The 18,133-nt window shown below is 69.5% G+C and carries 21 protein-coding genes and 1 pseudogene; 14 read left to right on the forward strand and 8 right to left on the reverse strand.

The features are described 5' to 3' along the window. Position 1 precedes the first annotated feature (1 nt). The 3 genes from AB4112_RS31375 to AB4112_RS31385 all read left to right on the forward strand — a co-directional run bounded on the left by AB4112_RS31375 (position 2) and on the right by AB4112_RS31385 (position 3,022). The gene (locus AB4112_RS31375; protein ID WP_309794895.1) at positions 2–1,390 is read left to right on the forward strand and encodes an adenylate/guanylate cyclase domain-containing protein; all 1,389 of its coding nucleotides are present in this window, start codon (positions 2–4) and stop codon (positions 1,388–1,390) included. A 25-nt stretch (positions 1,391–1,415) separates the two neighbouring features. Beyond that, positions 1,416–2,291 carry an aldo/keto reductase gene (locus tag AB4112_RS31380; RefSeq protein WP_309794896.1) on the forward strand — a complete coding sequence of 292 codons (876 nt, stop codon included), beginning with the start codon at positions 1,416–1,418 and terminating at the stop codon, positions 2,289–2,291. Between the two features lie 404 nt (positions 2,292–2,695). Further along, on the forward strand, positions 2,696–3,022 hold the full coding sequence (locus AB4112_RS31385; protein WP_309794897.1) for a hypothetical protein: 327 nt from the start codon (positions 2,696–2,698) through the stop codon (positions 3,020–3,022). Positions 3,023–3,083: 61 nt separating this feature from the next. Here the strand turns inward: AB4112_RS31385 and AB4112_RS31390 are convergent, their stop codons facing one another. Both AB4112_RS31390 and AB4112_RS31395 read right to left on the reverse strand, forming a co-directional pair. Continuing rightward, positions 3,084–3,272, reverse strand: a complete 189-nt coding sequence (locus AB4112_RS31390) for a hypothetical protein (RefSeq protein ID WP_309794898.1) — start codon at positions 3,270–3,272, stop codon at positions 3,084–3,086. After that, on the reverse strand, positions 3,269–3,580 hold the full coding sequence (locus AB4112_RS31395; RefSeq protein WP_309794899.1) for a plasmid stabilization protein: 312 nt from the start codon (positions 3,578–3,580) through the stop codon (positions 3,269–3,271). The genes AB4112_RS31390 and AB4112_RS31395 overlap by 4 nt, the downstream gene beginning before the upstream one ends. Positions 3,581–3,810: 230 nt before the next feature. Here AB4112_RS31395 and AB4112_RS31400 point away from each other — a divergent pair, with 230 nt between their 5' ends. Continuing rightward, complete coding sequence (locus tag AB4112_RS31400; RefSeq protein WP_441725529.1) at positions 3,811–4,122, forward strand: hypothetical protein; 312 nt, start codon at positions 3,811–3,813, stop codon at positions 4,120–4,122. Positions 4,123–4,235: 113 nt separating this feature from the next. Beyond that, a complete protein-coding gene (locus AB4112_RS31405; RefSeq protein WP_441725532.1) occupies positions 4,236–4,622 on the forward strand; it encodes a PRC-barrel domain-containing protein in 387 nt (128 codons plus the stop codon). A 72-nt stretch (positions 4,623–4,694) separates the two neighbouring features. Here AB4112_RS31405 and AB4112_RS31410 read toward each other — a convergent pair whose 3' ends face one another. The 3 genes from AB4112_RS31410 to carA all read right to left on the reverse strand — a co-directional run bounded on the left by AB4112_RS31410 (position 4,695) and on the right by carA (position 6,687). After that, positions 4,695–4,838 carry a hypothetical protein gene (locus AB4112_RS31410; protein ID WP_309794902.1) on the reverse strand — a complete coding sequence of 48 codons (144 nt, stop codon included), beginning with the start codon at positions 4,836–4,838 and terminating at the stop codon, positions 4,695–4,697. 93 nt (positions 4,839–4,931) lie between these two features. Continuing rightward, the gene (locus AB4112_RS31415; protein ID WP_309794903.1) at positions 4,932–5,522 is read right to left on the reverse strand and encodes a GNAT family N-acetyltransferase; all 591 of its coding nucleotides are present in this window, start codon (positions 5,520–5,522) and stop codon (positions 4,932–4,934) included. 4 nt (positions 5,523–5,526) lie between these two features. Continuing rightward, the gene (gene carA / locus AB4112_RS31420; protein WP_441725536.1) at positions 5,527–6,687 is read right to left on the reverse strand and encodes a glutamine-hydrolyzing carbamoyl-phosphate synthase small subunit; all 1,161 of its coding nucleotides are present in this window, start codon (positions 6,685–6,687) and stop codon (positions 5,527–5,529) included. A gap of 156 nt (positions 6,688–6,843) precedes the next feature. Between carA and AB4112_RS31425 the strand changes: the two genes are divergently transcribed. The 3 genes from AB4112_RS31425 (at position 6,844) to rpoD (ending at position 11,430) form a co-directional block, all read left to right on the forward strand. Continuing rightward, the gene (locus tag AB4112_RS31425; RefSeq protein ID WP_441725539.1) at positions 6,844–7,299 is read left to right on the forward strand and encodes a GatB/YqeY domain-containing protein; all 456 of its coding nucleotides are present in this window, start codon (positions 6,844–6,846) and stop codon (positions 7,297–7,299) included. Positions 7,300–7,493: 194 nt separating this feature from the next. Next, complete coding sequence (dnaG, locus tag AB4112_RS31430; protein WP_441725541.1) at positions 7,494–9,323, forward strand: DNA primase; 1,830 nt, start codon at positions 7,494–7,496, stop codon at positions 9,321–9,323. A gap of 160 nt (positions 9,324–9,483) precedes the next feature. Beyond that, a complete protein-coding gene (rpoD, locus tag AB4112_RS31435; RefSeq protein ID WP_309794907.1) occupies positions 9,484–11,430 on the forward strand; it encodes an RNA polymerase sigma factor RpoD in 1,947 nt (648 codons plus the stop codon). Between the two features lie 18 nt (positions 11,431–11,448). Here the strand turns inward: rpoD and AB4112_RS31440 are convergent, their stop codons facing one another. Next, complete coding sequence (locus tag AB4112_RS31440; protein WP_441725544.1) at positions 11,449–11,775, reverse strand: hypothetical protein; 327 nt, start codon at positions 11,773–11,775, stop codon at positions 11,449–11,451. Between the two features lie 26 nt (positions 11,776–11,801). Between AB4112_RS31440 and AB4112_RS31445 the strand changes: the two genes are divergently transcribed. Beyond that, on the forward strand, positions 11,802–13,313 hold the full coding sequence (locus AB4112_RS31445) for a mannitol dehydrogenase family protein (protein ID WP_441725547.1): 1,512 nt from the start codon (positions 11,802–11,804) through the stop codon (positions 13,311–13,313). Positions 13,314–13,490: 177 nt separating this feature from the next. After that, the gene (gene cml / locus AB4112_RS31450; RefSeq protein ID WP_309794910.1) at positions 13,491–14,675 is read left to right on the forward strand and encodes a CmlA/FloR family chloramphenicol efflux MFS transporter; all 1,185 of its coding nucleotides are present in this window, start codon (positions 13,491–13,493) and stop codon (positions 14,673–14,675) included. 39 nt (positions 14,676–14,714) lie between these two features. Here the strand turns inward: cml and AB4112_RS31455 are convergent, their stop codons facing one another. Next, complete coding sequence (locus AB4112_RS31455) at positions 14,715–15,095, reverse strand: nuclear transport factor 2 family protein (protein WP_309794911.1); 381 nt, start codon at positions 15,093–15,095, stop codon at positions 14,715–14,717. 136 nt (positions 15,096–15,231) lie between these two features. Here AB4112_RS31455 and AB4112_RS31460 point away from each other — a divergent pair, with 136 nt between their 5' ends. Both AB4112_RS31460 and AB4112_RS31465 read left to right on the forward strand, forming a co-directional pair. After that, complete coding sequence (locus AB4112_RS31460) at positions 15,232–16,053, forward strand: helix-turn-helix domain-containing protein (protein ID WP_309794912.1); 822 nt, start codon at positions 15,232–15,234, stop codon at positions 16,051–16,053. Positions 16,054–16,136: 83 nt separating this feature from the next. After that, positions 16,137–16,292, forward strand: coding sequence for a hypothetical protein (locus AB4112_RS31465; protein WP_309794913.1), 156 nt, complete (start codon positions 16,137–16,139; stop codon positions 16,290–16,292). Here AB4112_RS31465 and AB4112_RS31470 read toward each other — a convergent pair whose 3' ends face one another. Beyond that, complete coding sequence (locus AB4112_RS31470) at positions 16,293–16,829, reverse strand: metallophosphoesterase family protein (protein ID WP_309794914.1); 537 nt, start codon at positions 16,827–16,829, stop codon at positions 16,293–16,295. A 216-nt stretch (positions 16,830–17,045) separates the two neighbouring features. Here AB4112_RS31470 and AB4112_RS31475 point away from each other — a divergent pair. Together AB4112_RS31475 and AB4112_RS31480 are read left to right on the forward strand one after the other, a co-directional pair. Further along, positions 17,046–17,501, forward strand: a pseudogene (locus AB4112_RS31475) (LLM class flavin-dependent oxidoreductase); the annotation flags it as partial. Positions 17,502–17,763: 262 nt separating this feature from the next. Beyond that, a complete protein-coding gene (locus AB4112_RS31480) occupies positions 17,764–18,114 on the forward strand; it encodes a hypothetical protein (RefSeq protein WP_441725672.1) in 351 nt (116 codons plus the stop codon). Positions 18,115–18,133: the final 19 nt, after the last annotated feature.

Here is an 18,133-nt window from a genome sequence, read left to right on the forward strand (position 1 = left end):
CATGGCAGTACCGGCGCAGGCGGCGCTCGGCGGCATCAAGGGGGCCATCGAGCGGGAAGAGCGGGCAGGCCTGTCCTACGTCTTCTACGGCCGCGTGCTGGTCCTGGCGCTGCTGGCGATCTACACCGTGCTGTCGGTGCCCGCCACCCGGTCCGTGGTCTATCTCGGGGTCATGGCCGTCTTCCTGGTGCTGGGCCTGATCCCCTATCTGCTGCAGCGCCGCCGCCGCATCGGCGTGATGGGCGTCGGCGCCTTCCTGGTGGCCGACGCGCTGCTGCTGACCGTGCTGATGGTGGCGCCGAACCCGCTGTTCGGTGCCGACCTGCCGGTGCAGTTCACCCAGCGGCTGCCCAATTTCCTGTTCCTGCTGCTGTTCCTGTGCGGCGTGGCGCTGAGCTATTCGCCGAAGCTGGTGCTGCTGGTGGGCGCCGGGCTGGCGGGGGCCTGGTCGCTCGGCTTCCTGTGGCTGGCGACGCGGTCCGACACCATCCTGTTTCGCGCCTCCGACGTGGTCGACATGAGCGTGCGAACCGATGTGGAGCGCGCCACCCGGTCGCTCGACCCGCATGCGGTCAATGTGACGCTGTGGATGATCCAGACCGTCATCCTGGTGCTGGTCACGCTGGTGCTGGCGCTGTCGGTGTGGCGGTCGCGGCGGCTGGTCGGGCGGGTGGCGCGGACCGAGGCGGCGAAGATGGCGCTGTCGCGCTACTTCTCGCCCAATCTGGTCAGCCGGCTCGCCAGCTCCGCCACCCCGATCGGCGAGATCCAGCGCCAGCCGGCGGTGATCCTGTTCGTCGACATCGTCGGCTTCTCCGGCCAGGCCGAGGGCCTGGCGCCGGAGCGGGTGGTGGCGCTGCTGCGCAGCTTCCACCGCCGCATGGCCGAGCAGGTCTTCGCCCATGACGGCACCATCGACAAATATATCGGCGACTGCGTCATGGCGACCTTCGGCACGCCGCAATCGGGGCCGCGCGACGCCTCCAACGCGCTGCGCTGCGCCCGGGCGATGTGCGCCGACCTGGTGCGGTGGAACGCCAAGCGGGCCGCGCGGGGCGCCCAGCCGATGGCGGTCGGCATCGGCCTGCATTACGGCCCGGTGGTGATGGGCAATATCGGCGACGAGCGCCGGCTGGAATTCGGCGTGGTCGGCGACACCGTCAACGTCGCCAGCCGGCTGGAGCGGCTGAGCCGCCGCCTCGAGACCCAGGTCGTGGCCAGCGACGCCGCCGTGATCCAGGCCGGCCGCGAGGGCTGCCCGCGCGAGGTGCTGGGGGCTTTCGATCCCGCCGGGCGGACCGAGATCCGCGGCCGGCAGGAATCGCTGGCGATCTGGACCCTGGCGCCGGCCGGCGCGGCGCGCCAGGATCAGGTCGCGGTGGCGGAGTGAGGCGGCCGGCGGGGGAGCAGCAGAGATGAGCAGCATCGACGGGTCCGGCCTGCGCCGCCGGCCGGCGGGAGAGACCACCGTGGCCCTGCCGTCGGGCGCCGCCATGCCGATCCTGGGGCAGGGCAGCTGGGGCATGGGCGAGGACCGGCGCGAGGCCGACGAGGAGGCGGCGGCGCTGGCTGCCGGACTCGATCTCGGCCTCAGCCTGATCGACACCGCCGAGATGTATGGCGAGGGCGGCGCCGAGCAGGTGGTGGGCGCGGCGATCCGCGGCCGGCGCGACGGGGTGTTCCTGGTCAGCAAGGTCTATCCCCACAATGCCGGCCGTGCCGCCGCGGTCGCCGCCTGCGAGCGCAGTCTGCGCCGGCTCGGCACCGACCGGATCGACCTCTACCTCCTCCACTGGCAGGGTTCGGCGCCCTATGCCGAGACCATCGAGGCGTTCGAGCAGCTGCGGGCCGCCGGCAAGGTGGTGGATTGGGGCGTCAGCAATTTCGACCTCGACGACCTCGAGGATTGGGGCCGCGAGGATGAGGGCCGCACCGCGACCGACCAGGTCTGCTACAGCCTGGGCGCGCGCGGCATCGAATGGGATCTCCTGCCCTGGTGCCAGGACCGCGGCCTGCCGGTGATGGCCTATTCGCCACTCGGCCAGGGCCGGCTGCTCGACGACCCCGGTCTCGGTGGCGTCGCCCGAAGGCACGGGGTGGCGCCGGCGACGGTGGCGCTGGCCTGGCTGCTGACCCGGCAGGGCGTGGTGGCGATCCCGAAATCGAGCCGGATCGACCGGCTGCGCGAGCATCGCCAGGCGCTCGACCTCGTGCTCGACGAGGCCGACCTCGCGGCCCTCGACCGCGCCTTCCCGCCGCCGCGGCGCAAGCTCCCCCTCGCCATTCTCTGAAGCCTGGGCCGACCGATCCTCGCGCCGACCGGCCTCGCAACGGCTGACGGCCGGCTGCATGGGTTTGTGTCGGATGTCATGGCAGCGGTCGTGAATCGACGGATTTTGCGGCTGTGCTGAAGGGATTTTTCCAGGAAAATGGGCTCTGGGCCAATGAGTTCCGGCGTTATACCTAGCTTTTGTAGTGAATATAGATTTTGTCAGCTTTGTGGTAATTTCAAGTCAAGAACCGGATCGAACGAAGGTTCCCTTGAATACTGACTGAACTCTTGGATGATTTTTCAGATTCTCTTTGTCCTCGCGACGGAATGGCGTCGGTGCTTCGTGTGGGTTGCAGGTCCGCATGACACCAACAGGTCTGGCCGGACGCTTATGAAAGAGGATCGATCGCCATGTTGTCCCGTATGAAGCGCGTTCTTGTCGCCGCTTCGGCGGCTTTGCTTCTCGCCGGTGCTTCCGGCGCTGCTTTCGCCCAGGATCGGGCGCCCGCGCCGGTGACGCCGCTGGTCTGGCACGGCCAGGGCACCACGACTCTCGATACCAAGGTGGATTGGCGCCGGGATCGCGATCGCCGCGACTGGGGTCACGACCGCCGGGGCTGGCGCGGCGACCACCACGACAATTGGCGGCGCAACCAGTGGCGCGATCATCGCGACTGGCGCCGCGACCGCCATGACTGGCGCCGTGACCGCTACTGGCGCAACCACCATCGCGGATGGGGCTGGTACTGACCGTCTGATGCCAGTCTGACCTGAAGGGGCCGGCGCATGGCGCCGGCCCTCCTCTCCCGGTTCACATCCGCATCGGCTCCGGCAGGGGCGGCGGTTCGGCCGGGCCGCTCGGCGGCACTTCCGGTGGCGGTTGCCCCGGACCGTCGGGCGGGGTGTCCGGCCTCGGGTTTGGCATCGGCGGCTTGGTCGGATCATCCGGCGGTGGCTTGGGGACACTCATCACCGCGTCGTCCTCGGGCATGATGTTCATGTCGCGTGATGCTCCTGACGCTTGCGGGTCGCTGCGGCCTTCTTGGCCGAGGCGCTGCGTGCCGCCGCCGGGCGCGCGGCAGCCGCCTTGCCGCCGGCCTTGCCACCTTTCTTCGCCGCGGCGTTGGTGTCGGGCTTGCCGCGGCCGGAGCCGCTCTTGTTGCCGCCACCGCTGTCCTTGTTGACCGTCGCCCAGGCCCGGCGCTCGGCCTCCGTCTCGGAAACGCCGCGGGCCTCGTAGCCCTCCTCGATGTGTTCGGCCTTGCGCTTCTGCTTGTCGGTGTAGGCCGATTTGTCACCCTTCGGCATGGCTTGCCTCCTGTGCGGGGTTGCCGTCCGTCCGGCGGATCCGGAATGGCGGCCTCATCCCATCAATCGGACCGGCCTCGGGCTGGTTCCGGGAACGGGGCGGCGAAGCAGGCCGTTTCCCATGCAGCGCCTCCGACCCCGGGGTGCGCTTGCCCGACCGGTCACCTCGCCCCTCTGTGATCGGATCGGTGTCCAGAGGGCGCCTCACGCGACCTCGAAAGGAATGAATCTTGAACAGCCTTCTGAAAGCGGCGCGCATCGCCGCCACCCTCTCCGCCGTCCTGATGTCATCCGGCATCGCCGCGCTGGCGGCAGCACCGGCACAGGCCGCCCCGTCGGCACCCCAGATCGACCGTCCCGCCTCCATCCTGCTGGTCGACAGCAGGGATCACAGGCGTCCGTTCGTGGCTGGCCGCTACAACAACCATCGCCAGGACCAGCATCGTTGGCGGAACCACGACAACCACAACCGCAACTGGGGGCGCCACGACCGGCACCACAACAACACCAACAATTGGCGCCGCACCCAGCATTGGCATTGAGGTCGCGGCCTGACTCGCCTCCCGATCCTATCTCTGTTGCGACCGGTTCCGCGGAACCGGTCGCCGGGCGGGGCCGTTGCTTTCATGAGACCCCACCATCATGGAGAGCAACCATGCAGACCCAGACGGCGCGTGATCTCAGCAGCCGCGAAACCGAACGGCTGATCGCCAGCGACAAGGTCGAAAGCACCCCGGTGCGGCGACCGAACGGCGACAAGATCGGCACCATCCAGCGGGTGATGATCGACAAGCGGACCGGCCGGGTCGGCTATGCCGTGATGACCTTCGGCGGCTTCCTCGGCATCGGCAGCGACCACTACGCGTTGCCCTGGTCGATGCTGACCTACAATGAAGGCCTCGACGCCTACGAGCTCGACATCAGCGAGGACCAGTTGCGCGGCGCCCCGGCCCATGCCGCCCGCGACCGCTTCGACTGGGACGACCGGCAATGGGCGCAGCAGGTGCACGACTACTACCGCGTGCCGCCTTACTGGATGTGAGTGCGCTGCAGGTCAGAGAATCGGGGCGGCCTTCGGGCCGCCCTTTTTCGTGGCCGGGATCGGGATGGCCGATCAGACCACCCACCAGATCAGGACGATGGCGAACACGACGGCGGCGGCCGTCAGCGACAGGCCGAGCACGCGGCGCATATGGCCGCTGGTCTCGCCCTGGCGGGCCTCGGTGGTGTTGATCGTCGGCGGGTGGTCGTCCGGCACTGTCGCCTCCTCGCTGCGATGGTCGATCGGCGTATTGCGATCGGCTCTCGTGAAGGCAACGGCAGGCGGAAGCGCACGGTTCCGCGACGGGCGCTATCCGGCGGGCGGCGGGTCGACCGGATGTGGCGTGGTCAGGGCGGTCAGCACATGGTCGCGCCAGGCGCCGCCGATGAACAGGTAGTCCTTGGCGTAGCCCTCGCGGACGAAGCCCAGCCGCGCCAGCAGGGCGGCGCTGCGGGTGTTCTCCGGCAGGTGGTTGGCCATCAGCCGGTGCAGGCCCAGGGGCCCGAAGGCATAGGGGATTGCCAGGCCCAGCGCCTCGCGCATCAGCCCCTGGCCCTGCTGCGCGGCGGCGAGGTGATAGCCCAGCGTCGCCGCCTGGAACGGGCCGCGCATCAGCATGTTCAGGTTCAGCTGCCCGACGACCCCGGCCTGGGGCTGGCCGGGCAGGCGCAGTACCATACGCACCGCCCGGTCGTCCAGGAACAGGTCCGCCGTCTCCTCGCCCCAGCGGCGCCAATGGGCCTCGCTGCGCCAGGCGGCGCTGCGCGGCGGCATCCAGGGGCCGAGATGGTCCCACTCCCGGTCGTGGAAGGCGGCCAGCGCCGCGGCCTCGCCCGGCCCCGACAGGGTCAGCGTGACCCGGGGGCCGGTCAGGCGCGGCGGCTCCCGGTGTCGCTGCACGGGTTCAGCGCTTCTGCGCGTCGATCAGGTCGACGAAGCGCTGGAACAGGTAGTGGCTGTCCTGCGGCCCGGGGCTGGCTTCGGGGTGGTACTGCACCGAGAACACCGGCCGGTCCTTCAGCCGCAGCCCTTCGTTCGAGCCGTCGAATAGGCTGACATGGGTGACCTCGACCGTGTCCGGCAGGCTTTCCGGCACCACCTGGAAGCCGTGGTTCTGGCTGGTGATCTCGACCTTGCCGGTGGTCAGGTCCTTGACCGGGTGGTTGGCGCCGCGATGGCCGCGCGCCATCTTCTCGGTGCGCCCGCCCAGCGCCAGGGCCAGCATCTGGTGGCCGAGGCAGATGCCGAAGATCGGCAGCCCGTTGTCCAGCAGCGCCTTGATCGTCGGCACGGCGTAGGTGCCGGTCGCCGCCGGGTCGCCGGGGCCGTTGGCCAGGAACACGCCGTCCGGCGCGTGGCCCAGCACGTCCTCGGCGGTCGCCGTCGCCGGCAGCACCGTGACCTCGCAGCCGGCCGAAGCCAGGCAGCGCAGGATGTTGCGCTTGGCGCCGAAATCGATCGCCACCACCTTGCGCTTCGGGTTCTCCAGCTTGCCGTAGCCGGTGGCCAGCGCCCAGCGCGTCTCGTCCCAGCGATAGGTCTGGGTGCAGGACACGTCCTTGGCCAGGTCCATACCCTCCAGCCCGGGCCACGCCTTGGCCTCGGCCAGCGCCGCCGGGATGTCGAACTTGCCGTCGGGGGCGTGGATCACCACGCCGGTCGGGGCGCCGGCGTCGCGGATCCGCCGGGTCAGCGCCCGGGTGTCGACCCCAGCGATGCCGATCAGGCCGAAGGATTGCAGCCAGTCGTCGAAGTCGCGGGTGGCGCGCCAGTTCGACGGCTCGGTGATGTCGTCGCGCAGCACCAGGCCGCGCGCCGCCGAGGTCCCGGTCTCGATGTCCTCGGGATTGGCGCCGACATTGCCGATGTGCGGGAAGGTGAAGGTGACGATCTGCCCGGCATAGGACGGATCGGTCATGATCTCCTGGTAACCGGTCATCGAGGTGTTGAAGCAGACCTCGCCGATGGCGCGGCCGGTCGCCCCGATGCCTCGGCCCCAAAGCACCGTGCCATCGGCGAGCACGAGCGCCGCAGTGGCGCCGGGAGGCGGAGCGGTGTGGGTCATGGCAACCTCGGGGGCATGAATTTCCAGGCATAAAGCACGGACGTTGACAAGATTCCAGCCCCTCTTGCCCGCGCTGGAGGAATGGCGGCCCCCTCCTCTTGCCTATCTCGGCGGGATGGCCGACATTCGCGCCGCTTCTGCCAGGAGGATCCGATCATGCTGCGCACCCAGTTCACCGACACGCTCAAGACGGCGATGAAGGCCCGGGACGAGCGCACGCTCTCGACCGTGCGGATGATCATCGCCGCCTTGAAGACCAAGGACATCGACGCCCGCGGCAAGGGCAACATGGACGGCATCCCGGACGAGGAGATCCTGTCGCTGCTGCAGACCATGGTGAAGCAGCGGCGCGAGAGCATCGCCCTCTACCAGCAGGGCAACCGCCAGGACTTGGTCGACAAGGAGCAGGCCGAGATCACCATGATCGAGCAGTTCCTGCCGCAGGCGATGGGCGAGGCGGAGACGGCGGCGGCGATCGGCGCCGTGATCACCGAGCTCGGCGCCGCCGGCATGAAGGACATGGGCCGGGTGATGGCCGAGCTGAAGACGCGCTATGCCGGCCAGATGGATTTTTCCAAGGTGTCGGCGGCGGTGAAGGCGCAATTGTCTTAACGGGCGGGCGACCTGCCTCATCCCATCCCCTGTCATGCCCGGGCTTGACCCGGCATCCAGAAAATGCCGACAGCCCCTGGATTGCCGGGTCAAGCCCGGGCATGACAATCGGGAGGCGCGGACTTTGAGAAGAGCGGACCTGCGCGTCGGGAATCGCGTTAGGCTGTAGCGTCCTCGGACATTAGAACCACCGCATGGCCCTCTCCCCCGGATTCCTCGACGAACTGCGCTCCCGCCTCCAGGTCTCGGATGTGGTCGGCAAGCGCGTGCCGCTGCAGCGCGGTACCAAGGGCGAGTTCAAGGCCTGCTGCCCGTTCCACAAGGAGAAGTCGCCCAGCTTCACGGTCAACGACCAGAAGGGCTTCTTCCACTGCTTCGGCTGCGGCGCGCATGGCGACGTCATCGGCTTCGTCATGCAGCACGACCGCCTGTCCTTCATGGAGGCGATCGAATCGCTCTCGGCCCAGGCCGGGCTGGAGGTACCGAAGGCCGAGCCGGAAGACCGCGCCCGGTTCGAGCGGCAGAAGTCGCTGTACGATGTGGTCGAGGCCGCCTGCGCCTTCTTCGAATCCGAACTGCACGGCCCGGCCGGCCGGGCGACGCGCGACTATCTGAAGGGCCGCGGCCTGGATGGTGAGACGGTGTCGCGCTTCCGCCTCGGCTTCGCCCCACCCGACGCCGGCAAGCTGCTCCGCCACCTGCGCGGCCAGGGCTACCAGGATGCGATGATGGAGGAGGTCGGGCTAGTGCGCCGGCCCGAGGATGGCCGCGACCTCTACTCCTTCTTCCGCAACCGGGTGATCTTCCCGGTCGCGGACCGGCGCGGCCGCACCGTCGCCTTCGGCGGCCGGATCATGGAGGGCGACGGCCCGAAATATGTGAACAGCCCGGACAATCCGCTGTTCCACAAGGGTCAGCTGCTCTACGGCATGTCGCGCGCCCGGCAGGCGGCGGCCCAGGGCCAGACGGTGATCGTCGCCGAAGGCTACATGGATGTGATCGCCCTGGTGAAGGCGGGCTTCGAGGCGGCGGTGGCGCCGCTCGGCACCGCCATGACCGAGGAGCAGATCGTCGAGCTGTGGAAGATGACGCCGGTGCCGGTGCTGTGCTTCGACGGCGACGAGGCCGGGCGGCGCGCCGCCTGGCGGGCGATGGACCGGATCCTGCCGCAGCTGAAGCCGGACCATTCGGCGCGGATCGCCTTCCTGCCGCAGGGCGAGGACCCGGACAGCCTGATCCGCGGCTCCGGCGGCGGCGCGGCGATGGCGGCGGTGCTGGACAGCGCCCTGCCGCTGGTCCGCGTGCTGTTCGATCGCCAGACCACGATGCATCGGCTGGAGACTCCGGAAGGCCGGGCCGGGCTGCGCGCCGGGATCGAGGCCCAGGCCCGGCGGATCGCCGATCCGTCGGTGCAAGGCCAGTACCTGGCCGATCTGCGGGCCCGATTCGAGGAAACTTATCCGTTCCGCCCCCGCCGGAAGGAGGGGGACTGGCGGCCGGGCAAGCCGCCGGCGCCGATCGGCCCCAAGCCGCAATCGATCCAGGACGAACAGGACGACCGGGTGGCGATTTGCGTCCTGCTGCAAGTGCTCGCCATGCATCCGGCCCTGGGCGAGGAGGTCGGCGAAAGCTTCGCCATGGTCGAGATCTCCGATCCCGGACTCGATTCGCTGCGCCAGACTCTGCTGGCGCGAATCGGTGATTCGCACGGTCGCGACTCGGATGGGCTTGATTCGAACGTGACTCGGCCCTACCTCACTGTTCCCGAAGCCGGTGGATTGCCGCCGGCCCTGGTCGACCGCATTCGCAGGAAGTGGCCCTTCACCCGGCCGGAGACGTCGCTGGACGAAGCGCGTGCCGGCTGGGCCATGATCATGGGGCATATCGAGCTGCGCGCGCTGAAGCGCGAATTGGCGGATGCGGCCCGGGCGCTGGGGCGGCAGGGCACGGAGGCGGCGCTGGAACGCTGGCGTGGCCTGCAGCAGGAGATCGAACGTCGGCAGACGGTGCCGGGTGGGTTCTAAGCCCCCGGGCAGGGTAGGAAAATAGGCGCCGCGGCGCGATGGGGCATGGCCGATCCGAGTCGTGGCCCTTCCTTGCGCGCGGAAGCTCGGTTATGAGAGCCAGCTTGGGTCCCCTTGGCAACAGGGCCCCGACGGTGGCGGCGAAGGGCACGGGGTGCATATGGCGACCAAGACAGCGACGGCGGCAGATTCGGCCGAGACGCGCGAGGAGAGCGCGGACGGCGCGATGATGGACGTGACGGTCCAGGCGGTGAAGAAGCTGATCGCCAAGGGCAAGGAGCGCGGCTACGTCACCATCGACGAGCTGAACGCCGCCCTGCCCCCGGACCTGACCTCGTCCGAGCAGATCGAGGACGTGACGGCCAATCTCTCCGAGATGGGCATCAACGTCGTCGAGAACGAGGAGTCCGAGGACGCGGCCGCGACCACCAGCGAGGCCGATGGCGAAGGCCGCGCCGCGGGCAATCTCGACGATGACGATGTCGGCCGCACCGACGACCCGGTGCGCATGTATCTGCGCGAGATGGGGTCGGTCGAACTGCTGTCGCGCGAAGGCGAGATCGCGATCGCCAAGCGCATCGAGGCCGGCCGCGAGATGATGATCGGCGGCATCTGCGAGAGCCCGCTGACCATTCGCGCGGTGATCGAATGGCACTCTTCCCTCAAGGACGGGAAGATGCTGCTGCGCGACATCATCGATCTCGACGCCACCTACGGGGCCAGCCCCGAGGGCGAGGCCCTGGCGATGAGCGCGGCGGCTGCGGCGGCGGCGGAACTGGCCGAGCCGGAAGCCGAGGGCGAAGGCGAAGCGGCGGGTGGATCCGCCGATGACGATGATGGCGGCATCTCGCTCTCCGCCATGGAAGAGCAGCTGAAGCCGCAGGTGCTCGAGACCTTCGAGTCGATCGAGCAGACCTACCAGAAGATGCACAAGCTGCAGGAGCAGCGCCTGAGCCAGATCCAGAAGGGCGAGGCGCTGTCGAAGCAGTCGGATTCGAAATACGACAAGCTGAAGGAGGACATGGTTCGGTTGATGGACGGTGTCCATCTGAACAACGTCCGGATCGAACAGCTGGTCGAGCAGCTTTACGGCCAGAACCGCAAGCTGATGGGCCTCGAAGGCCAGCTGATGCGGCTGGTGGTCGAGGGCGGGGTCAGCCGCGAATCCTTCCTGCAGCATTATTTCGGGCACGAGCTCGACCCCAACTGGCTCGAGCGGGTGCGCGGCCTCGACAAGAAGTGGGCCAAGTTCGCCGAGAAGAACGGCACCGCGTCGCAGCGTGTCCGCGGCCAGATCAGCCAGATCTCGGCCGAGGTCGGGCTGCCGATCTCGGAGTACCGCCGCATCGTCTCGACCGTGCAGAAGGGCGAGAAGGAGGCCGGGCGCGCCAAGAAGGAGATGGTCGAGGCCAATCTCCGTCTCGTGATCTCGATCGCCAAGAAATACACCAACCGCGGACTGCAGTTCCTGGACCTGATCCAGGAGGGCAACATCGGGCTGATGAAGGCGGTCGACAAGTTCGAGTACCGCCGCGGCTACAAGTTCTCGACCTACGCCACCTGGTGGATCCGGCAGGCCATCACCCGCTCGATCGCCGACCAGGCGCGGACCATCCGCATCCCGGTCCACATGATCGAGACCATCAACAAGCTGGTCCGCACCAGCCGCCAGATGCTGCACGAGATCGGCCGCGAGCCGACCCCGGAAGAGCTGGCCGAGCGGCTGCTGATGCCGCTGGAGAAGGTGCGCAAGGTCCTCAAGATCGCCAAGGAGCCGATCAGCCTCGAGACGCCGATCGGCGACGAGGAGGACAGCCATCTCGGCGACTTCATCGAGGACAAGAACGCGGTCCAGCCGCTCGACGCCGCGATCCAGGCCAATCTGCGCGAGACCACCACGCGCGTCCTGGCCTCGCTGACGCCGCGTGAGGAGCGGGTGCTGCGCATGCGCTTCGGCATCGGCATGAACACCGACCACACGCTGGAAGAGGTCGGGCAGCAGTTCTCGGTGACGCGCGAGCGTATCCGCCAGATCGAGGCGAAGGCGCTGCGCAAGCTCAAGCATCCGAGCCGCAGCCGCAAGCTGCGCAGCTTCCTCGACACCTGATCGGATCGCGGGTTTCGGTCACGCACGGGCGGCCTTCGGGCCGCCCGTTTCGTTTGGGCCTATGCCTCTGACGGCGGCAGCGGGTCGAACAGGTCGGGGTGTAGCGCGCACCACCTCGCGGACGATGGAGCATTCCACCGCCGCGCGGACGAAATGGGCGTCCTCGACCGCGGCGGGCGAGATCTTCACGATCAAGGTCTCGCGCTGCGGCAGGATCCGCACCAGCCCGGCCGGATGTTGCCGAGGTTGGGCCACCATACTAGTATCGTAGAGAAACCGCAGGCGTCGATCGGCGCTGCCGCAGGACCGATAGGGGAAGCGCCGTCGATGCCGTTCCAGGATCATGCCGGGCCGCGGAAGGCCTGCCGCTCGTGACCATTGTCCATCCGGCGTCCGCGCGGCGCCTCGGGGCGGCGGCGCTGGCCAGCCTGCCCGCCTCGGTGGCGCGGCCGAATTACGACCGCGCCGCGGTCGCCACCGGCATCGTCCATCTCGGCATCGGCGCCTTCCACCGCGCCCACCAGGCGGTCTACACCGACGACGTGCTGGCGGCGGGCGACCTGCGCTGGGGCATCCTGGGCGCCAGCCTGCGCAGCCCTGACACCCGCGACGCGCTGGTGCCGCAGGACGGGCTGTACAGCCTGGCGGTCCGCGACAGCGACGGCGAGCGGCTGCGCGTGGTCGGCGCCATCCGCGACGTGCTGGTGGCGCCGCAGGCCCCGGCCGCCCTGATCGAGGCGCTGTGCCGGCCCTCGGTCGCCATTGTCAGCCTGACCGTGACCGAGAAGGGCTATTGCCACGACCCGGCCACGGGGCGGCTGGACGAGGCCCATCCCGACGTCGTCCACGACCTCGCCCACCCCGAGGCGCCGCGATCGGCCATCGGCATCCTGGCCCAGGCCATCGCCCGCCGCCGGGCCGCCGGCCTGAAGCCGTTCACGCCGCTGTGCTGCGACAACCTGCCGGCCAACGGGCGCACCCTGCACCGCATCCTGTCGCGCTACGCCGCGCTGGTGTCGCCCGACCTCGGCACCTATGTCGAGGGCGAGATCGCCTGCCCCGACACCATGGTCGACCGCATCGTGCCCGCCACCACCGACGAGGACCGGGCGCGGATCGCCGCGGCGCTCGGCGTCGAAGACGCCTGGCCGGTGGTCACCGAAGCCTTCACGCAATGGGTGATCGAAGACCGCTTCCTGTCCGGCCGGCCGGGCTGGGAGGCGGCGGGCGCCACGCTGGTGGCCGATGTCGCACCCTATGAGACGATGAAGCTGCGCCTGCTCAACGGCAGCCATTCGGCGCTGGCCTATCTCGGCTACCTCTCCGGCTGCGAGACGGTGGCCACGGCGATGGCGGAGCCGGGCATCGCCGCCTTCGTCGCGGCGCTGATGGCGGACAGCACCCCGACGCTGGTGCTGCCGCCCGGCGCCGATGTCGCCGGCTACAAGCGCTCCCTGGTCGACCGCTTCCGCAACACGGCGCTGAAGCACCGCACCTGGCAGATCGCCATGGACGGGTCGCAGAAGCTGCCGCAGCGGCTGCTCGGCACCATCCGCGACCGGCTGGCCCAGGGCCTGCCGATCGAGCGCCACGCCCTGGGGGTCGCCGCCTGGATGCGCTATGTCGCCGGGACGGACGAGGCCGGACGGCCGATCGATGTCCGCGACCCGCTGGCCGCCGATTTCGCCGCCATCGCACGTGACGCCGGGCCGGTGGCCGACCGGCTCGCGCCGGCCTTGATGGGGCTGCAGGCGGTGTTCGGCGACGACCTGCCGTCGGATCCGCGCTTCCGCACCGCCGTGACCCGCGCGCTCGACGCCTTGTTCCGCGACGGCGCGAAGGCGACCGCGGCCGCCTATGCCCGGTTGCCGTCCCCGGATTGACGCCGCAAAGCGCCCGATGGCCCGAGACTGGAGCCCGCGATGAGGACCGACGCCACCGCATCCCGCTGAGCCGCAGCAGCCCATCCGGTTGTTGCGGCGGTCCAGTCACGGTCCCGGTCTTTCCCTGCCGACGCTGATGCAGATCGCCGCCGAATTTCTTTCTGCGGAGGTCTTCCCATGCCTGCACCCAGGCCGTGGCCCCAATCCCTGACGGCAGCCCTGCTGCTGATGTCCCCCTTCGACCTGCTCGCCTCGCTCGGCATGGATGTCTACCTGCCGGTGGTGCCGCGCATGCCGGCCGCGCTGGCCGCCACGCCGGCGCAGGTCCAGCTCACCCTCAGCCTCTACCTGCTGCTGCTCGGCTGCGGCCAGCTGCTGTTCGGCCCGCTGTCCGACCGCATCGGCCGACGGCCGGTGCTGCTGGGCGGCGCCCTGGCCTTCACCCTGGCCTCGGCCGGGCTGGCGCTGACCGACTCGGCTGCCTTGTTCCTGGCGCTGCGCCTGGTGCAGGCGGCGGGCGGGGCGGCGGCGCTGGTCGCCACCTTCGCCACCGTGCGCGACGTCTACGCCACCCGGCGCGAGGGCGCGGTGATCTACAGCCTGCTGGGGTCGATGCTGGCCTTCGTGCCGGCCTTCGGCCCGCTGCTGGGCGCCGTGGTCGACTACGCCGCCGGCTGGCGCGCCATCTTCTGGCTGCTCACCCTGCTCGGCACCCTTGCCGGGCTGCAGGCGGTGCGGTGCTGGCCGGAGACGCGGCCGGCGGGCGGCGACCGGGTGCGGCTGGTGCATCTCCGCGCCATCCTCGGCAGCGGGCCGTTCTGGATCCACACGCTGGGCTTCAGCGCGGCGCTGGGCGCGTTCTTCGTCTATTTCTCGACCGCGCCCGCGGTGCTGATCGGCCGGCTCGGCCTCAACCCGGTCGGGTTCAGCCTGGCCTTCGGCACCGCGGCCCTGGCGATGATCGCGACCAGCCGCTTCGCCGGCCGCTTCGTGGCCCGCTGGGGCCGGCGCGGCTGCCTGGTGCGCGGCATGGCGCTGCTGCTGGCCGGGGCGGCGCTGCTGGCGCTGGGGCAGCTGGCCGCCGGGCCCTCGCTGTGGGCGTTCATGGCCCCGGTCTGGGTGATCTCGGCCGGCATCTCGGTCACCTCAGCCGTCACCGCCAACGGCGCGCTGGAGGGCTTCGGCCATGTCGCCGGCACCGCCACCGCGCTCTATTCCTGCCTGGAAGGGCTGATCGTCGGGGCCGCCGGCACCCTGGCGGTGCTGGCGCTGCCGGCGGGCACGGCCTGGCCGCTGGCCGGCTTCTGCGCGGCGGCGGCGACGGTGGTGATCGTCCTCGCGCGGCGTCTGCCGGCCGATTGAACGGAGAGGGGCGGACCATTGCAGTCCGCCCCTTCCTCCTCAAGCCGCCAAAGCCGGCGCTTGATCGATGAAGCCGGTGATGCCGGACAGCAGGCCGCCGGCGATCTCGCCGAAATCGGTGCCGGCGACCAGGACCGGCCCGCCCTCCGGCCCCAGCTCCCAGCGGAAGCGCACCCGGCCATTGTGGGCGTCGATGTCGCTGGTGCGGCGGAAGCGATGGCCGGGGAAGCGCTCCTGCACCGCTGCGATCATGGCGTCGATGGCGGCGCGGCCGTCGCCCCGCATCATCGGGTCGACATAGGTGGCGGCCTCGGTCCAGGTCCGGTCGATCAGCGCCCGCCGCCGCCCGGCATCGGTCTCGTTCCAGATCGCGATGTAGCGGTCGACCAGATCGGTGGTGCCAATCATCTCGGGGTTCATGTCGGATCTCCTCGGTGGGCGCGGCGCCGGGGGCTCCGGCGATCCGCGATGCACCGATCCTGTCCTGGCGCGGGTGTCGAAAGCGATTACCTCGCAGGTCATGGATGCGCCGCCGGCCGGGGGCTATCGTCAGCCCATGAAAAGCACCGCCCGCCCGATCGGCGACCATCTGCGCGAATGGCGCCAGCGCCGCCGCCTCAGCCAGCTCGACCTCGCCTGCGAGGCCGACATCTCCACCCGCCACCTGTCCTTCCTCGAGACCGGGCGGTCGCGGCCCAGCCGGGACATGGTGCTGCACCTGGCCGAACGGCTGGACGTGCCGCTGCGCGAACGCAACACCCTGCTGGTCGCCGCCGGCTTCGCCCCGGCCTATCCCTTGCGCGGGCTGGACGACCCGGCACTGGCCCTGGCGCGGCGGGCGGTGGAGCGGGTGATCGAGGCGCAGGCGCCGAACCCGGCTTTGGCCTTCGACCGGCACTGGTACCTGGTGGCCGCCAACGCCGCGGTGGCGCCGTTGATGGTGGGGGCGGCGGCGGCGCTGCTGCAGCCGCCGGTCAATGTGATGCGGCTGGCCCTGCATCCCGAGGGCCTGGCGCCGCGCATCGCCAACCTGCCGGAGTGGCGTGCGCACCTGTTGGAACGGCTGCGGCGGCAGATCGAGTTCACCGCCGACGCCGTGCTGGTCGACCTGATGGCCGAGCTGCAGGCCTATCCGGCGCCGGCGGGCGGGGTGACGGCGCTGGCCCCGCCGGAGGAGGCGCATCTCGACATCGTCGTGCCGTTCCGGCTGGCGACGGAGTCGGGGATCCTGTCCTTCCTGTCGACCACCACCGTGTTCGGCACGCCGGTGGACGTCACCCTGTCCGAGCTGGCGGTCGAATCTTTTTTCCCGGCCGACGCCTTCACCGCGGAAGCCTTGCGTCGCCTCGCCGAAGCGCACGATAGCAAAACTTCGTAACAAAATTGTCTTCCGGTTGTATTTGACATAATTCCCCGTCCGTCGTCACATCAGTCCGTGACTTCCCTCAAGGGAGCCGGCCGATGCGGATGGTGCTGAACTGGGTGCGGCTGCTGGCAGCCGCCATGGGCGACGACGAAGGGCATGAGCGCGAGCTGCGCGATGCGCTGAGACGGGCCGTGCGCACCGGCCGGTCGACCCATCGGTCCCGGCACGGCCGGACCGACCCGGAGGTCTGATCACTCTGCCTTTGTGAGTTTTGCCGCGACTGTCGCGCGTCGCCGCTTGCGGGCGAGGATCTGGTCCAGCGTGGCCGGCCTGAGCTCCTGAACATCCACCCCGACATCGTATTGCCGCGTCGCCGGCGTCAGCTTGCCGTGCGAATGGCCGTGCAGGTCCAGCGACCCGCGGCCGATCTGGTTCCAGGTGCGGAACGGGTAGTGGCACAGGATCAGGTGCCGTCCGTCCAATCTCAGTTCGGCATAGGCCTGCACCGAGGCCCAGCCCGGCGCTGCCAGGGTGCCCGGCCCGTCATTGTTGCCGCTGATCAGGTGCTTGCGGCCGTGCAGCCGCTCCAGCAGCGCCGCCACCGCCTCGGCCGACGGCCCCAGCGCGAAATCGCCGAGATGCCAGACCTCGTCCTCCGGCCCCACCGTCTCGTTCCACAGCGCCACCAGGGCGTCATCATGCGCGGCGACGCTGGGGAAGGGGCGGCGGTCGATCCGCAGCACGCGCGAGTCGCCGAAATGCGTGTCGCTGGTGAAGAACACGGTCACGGACGTCCTCGCCCTCCACTGCGAAAACCCGAGTATAGGAGGGCTAAACCCAAAGGATAGCCCGATCCTATGCTCGTATGATTGCCCGGCGTGGGCCTGGGGCACACATCTGGAACGCTGAAGTTCGATGTGGATCGGTGAGTGTCGCGGAGCGGTCGGAGGCGTTGACTTGCCGGACCGGCCACGCGCCGCCCCATCCCCGCCAGGAGCGGCAAAATGTTCAGAGCGACTGATTTTCGCGTCCAGACGATCAGGTTCGGGGTATTCGATCATCTGGACGATTCAGGGCGCAGTCTCGGCGAGCAATACAACAATCGCCTCGAAATCGCGGAGGCCAGCGATCGATCCGGCTTCCGGGCCTACCATGTCGCCGAGCACCACGGCACGCCGCATGGCCTTGCCTCTTCGCCCAACCTGTTCCTGTCCGCGGTCGCCCAGCGCACGAGCAGGTTGCGGCTGGGGCCGATGGTCATGCTTCTCAATCTCTACCATCCACTGCGGGCGTTCGAGGAAATCTGCATGCTCGACCAGTTGAGCGGCGGGCGGGTCGATCTCGGCATCGGGCGGGGTGCGTCACCGATCGAGCTCGAGTTCTTCGGCATCGACCCGACGCAGACCCAGGAGCGGTACCGCGAGGCTGCCGAGATCGTCCTCAAGGCCATGCAGACCGACAAGCTGGACTATCACGGCTCATATTTCGATCTGAGCGACGTGCCGATCACCTTAGTCCCCTCTGCAACGGCCGCATCCGCCGCTCTGGTACGGCACCGGGAAGCCCGAGACAGCCCCCTGGGCCGCCGAACAGAACATCAATATGGCCTGCATCGGGGCGGCGGGGGCGGTCCGGCGGATCACCGATGCCTATCGGTCGCGTTGGGCGGAGATATCAGCTCCCGGGGCCGTCATGCCCCTGCTCGGGATGGTGAGGCATGTCGTGATCGCCGACAGCGACCGCGATGCGTACGAGATGGCGGCCCCGGCCTATGCGCGGTGGTCCGACGCCCTGACCTACCTGTATCGGGCGCGGGGCATTCCCGTCCCGCCAGGATTGTCGGTCCCGTTTTCCGAGGCTGTGGAGAGCGGGCGGTGCGTCGTCGGCACCACCTCGAGCGTGCGCGATGCGTTGCTGAAGCAGGCGCTCGAGGCGGGAGTGACCTACCTGATGTGCCTCCTGGCGTTCGGCGACCTCCCGCTCGAGGCGTCGCTCCGGACGATCGCTTCGATCGGTTCGGAGATCATGCCCGCCTTCGGCTCTGCGGACATCGATCTATCATCGCAGGTCTGATGGCCGTCGCCGCTAAGAG

Source organism: Inquilinus sp. 2KB_23, assembly GCF_052115705.1.
Taxonomy (GTDB): Bacteria; Pseudomonadota; Alphaproteobacteria; order DSM-16000; family Inquilinaceae; genus Inquilinus; species Inquilinus ginsengisoli_A.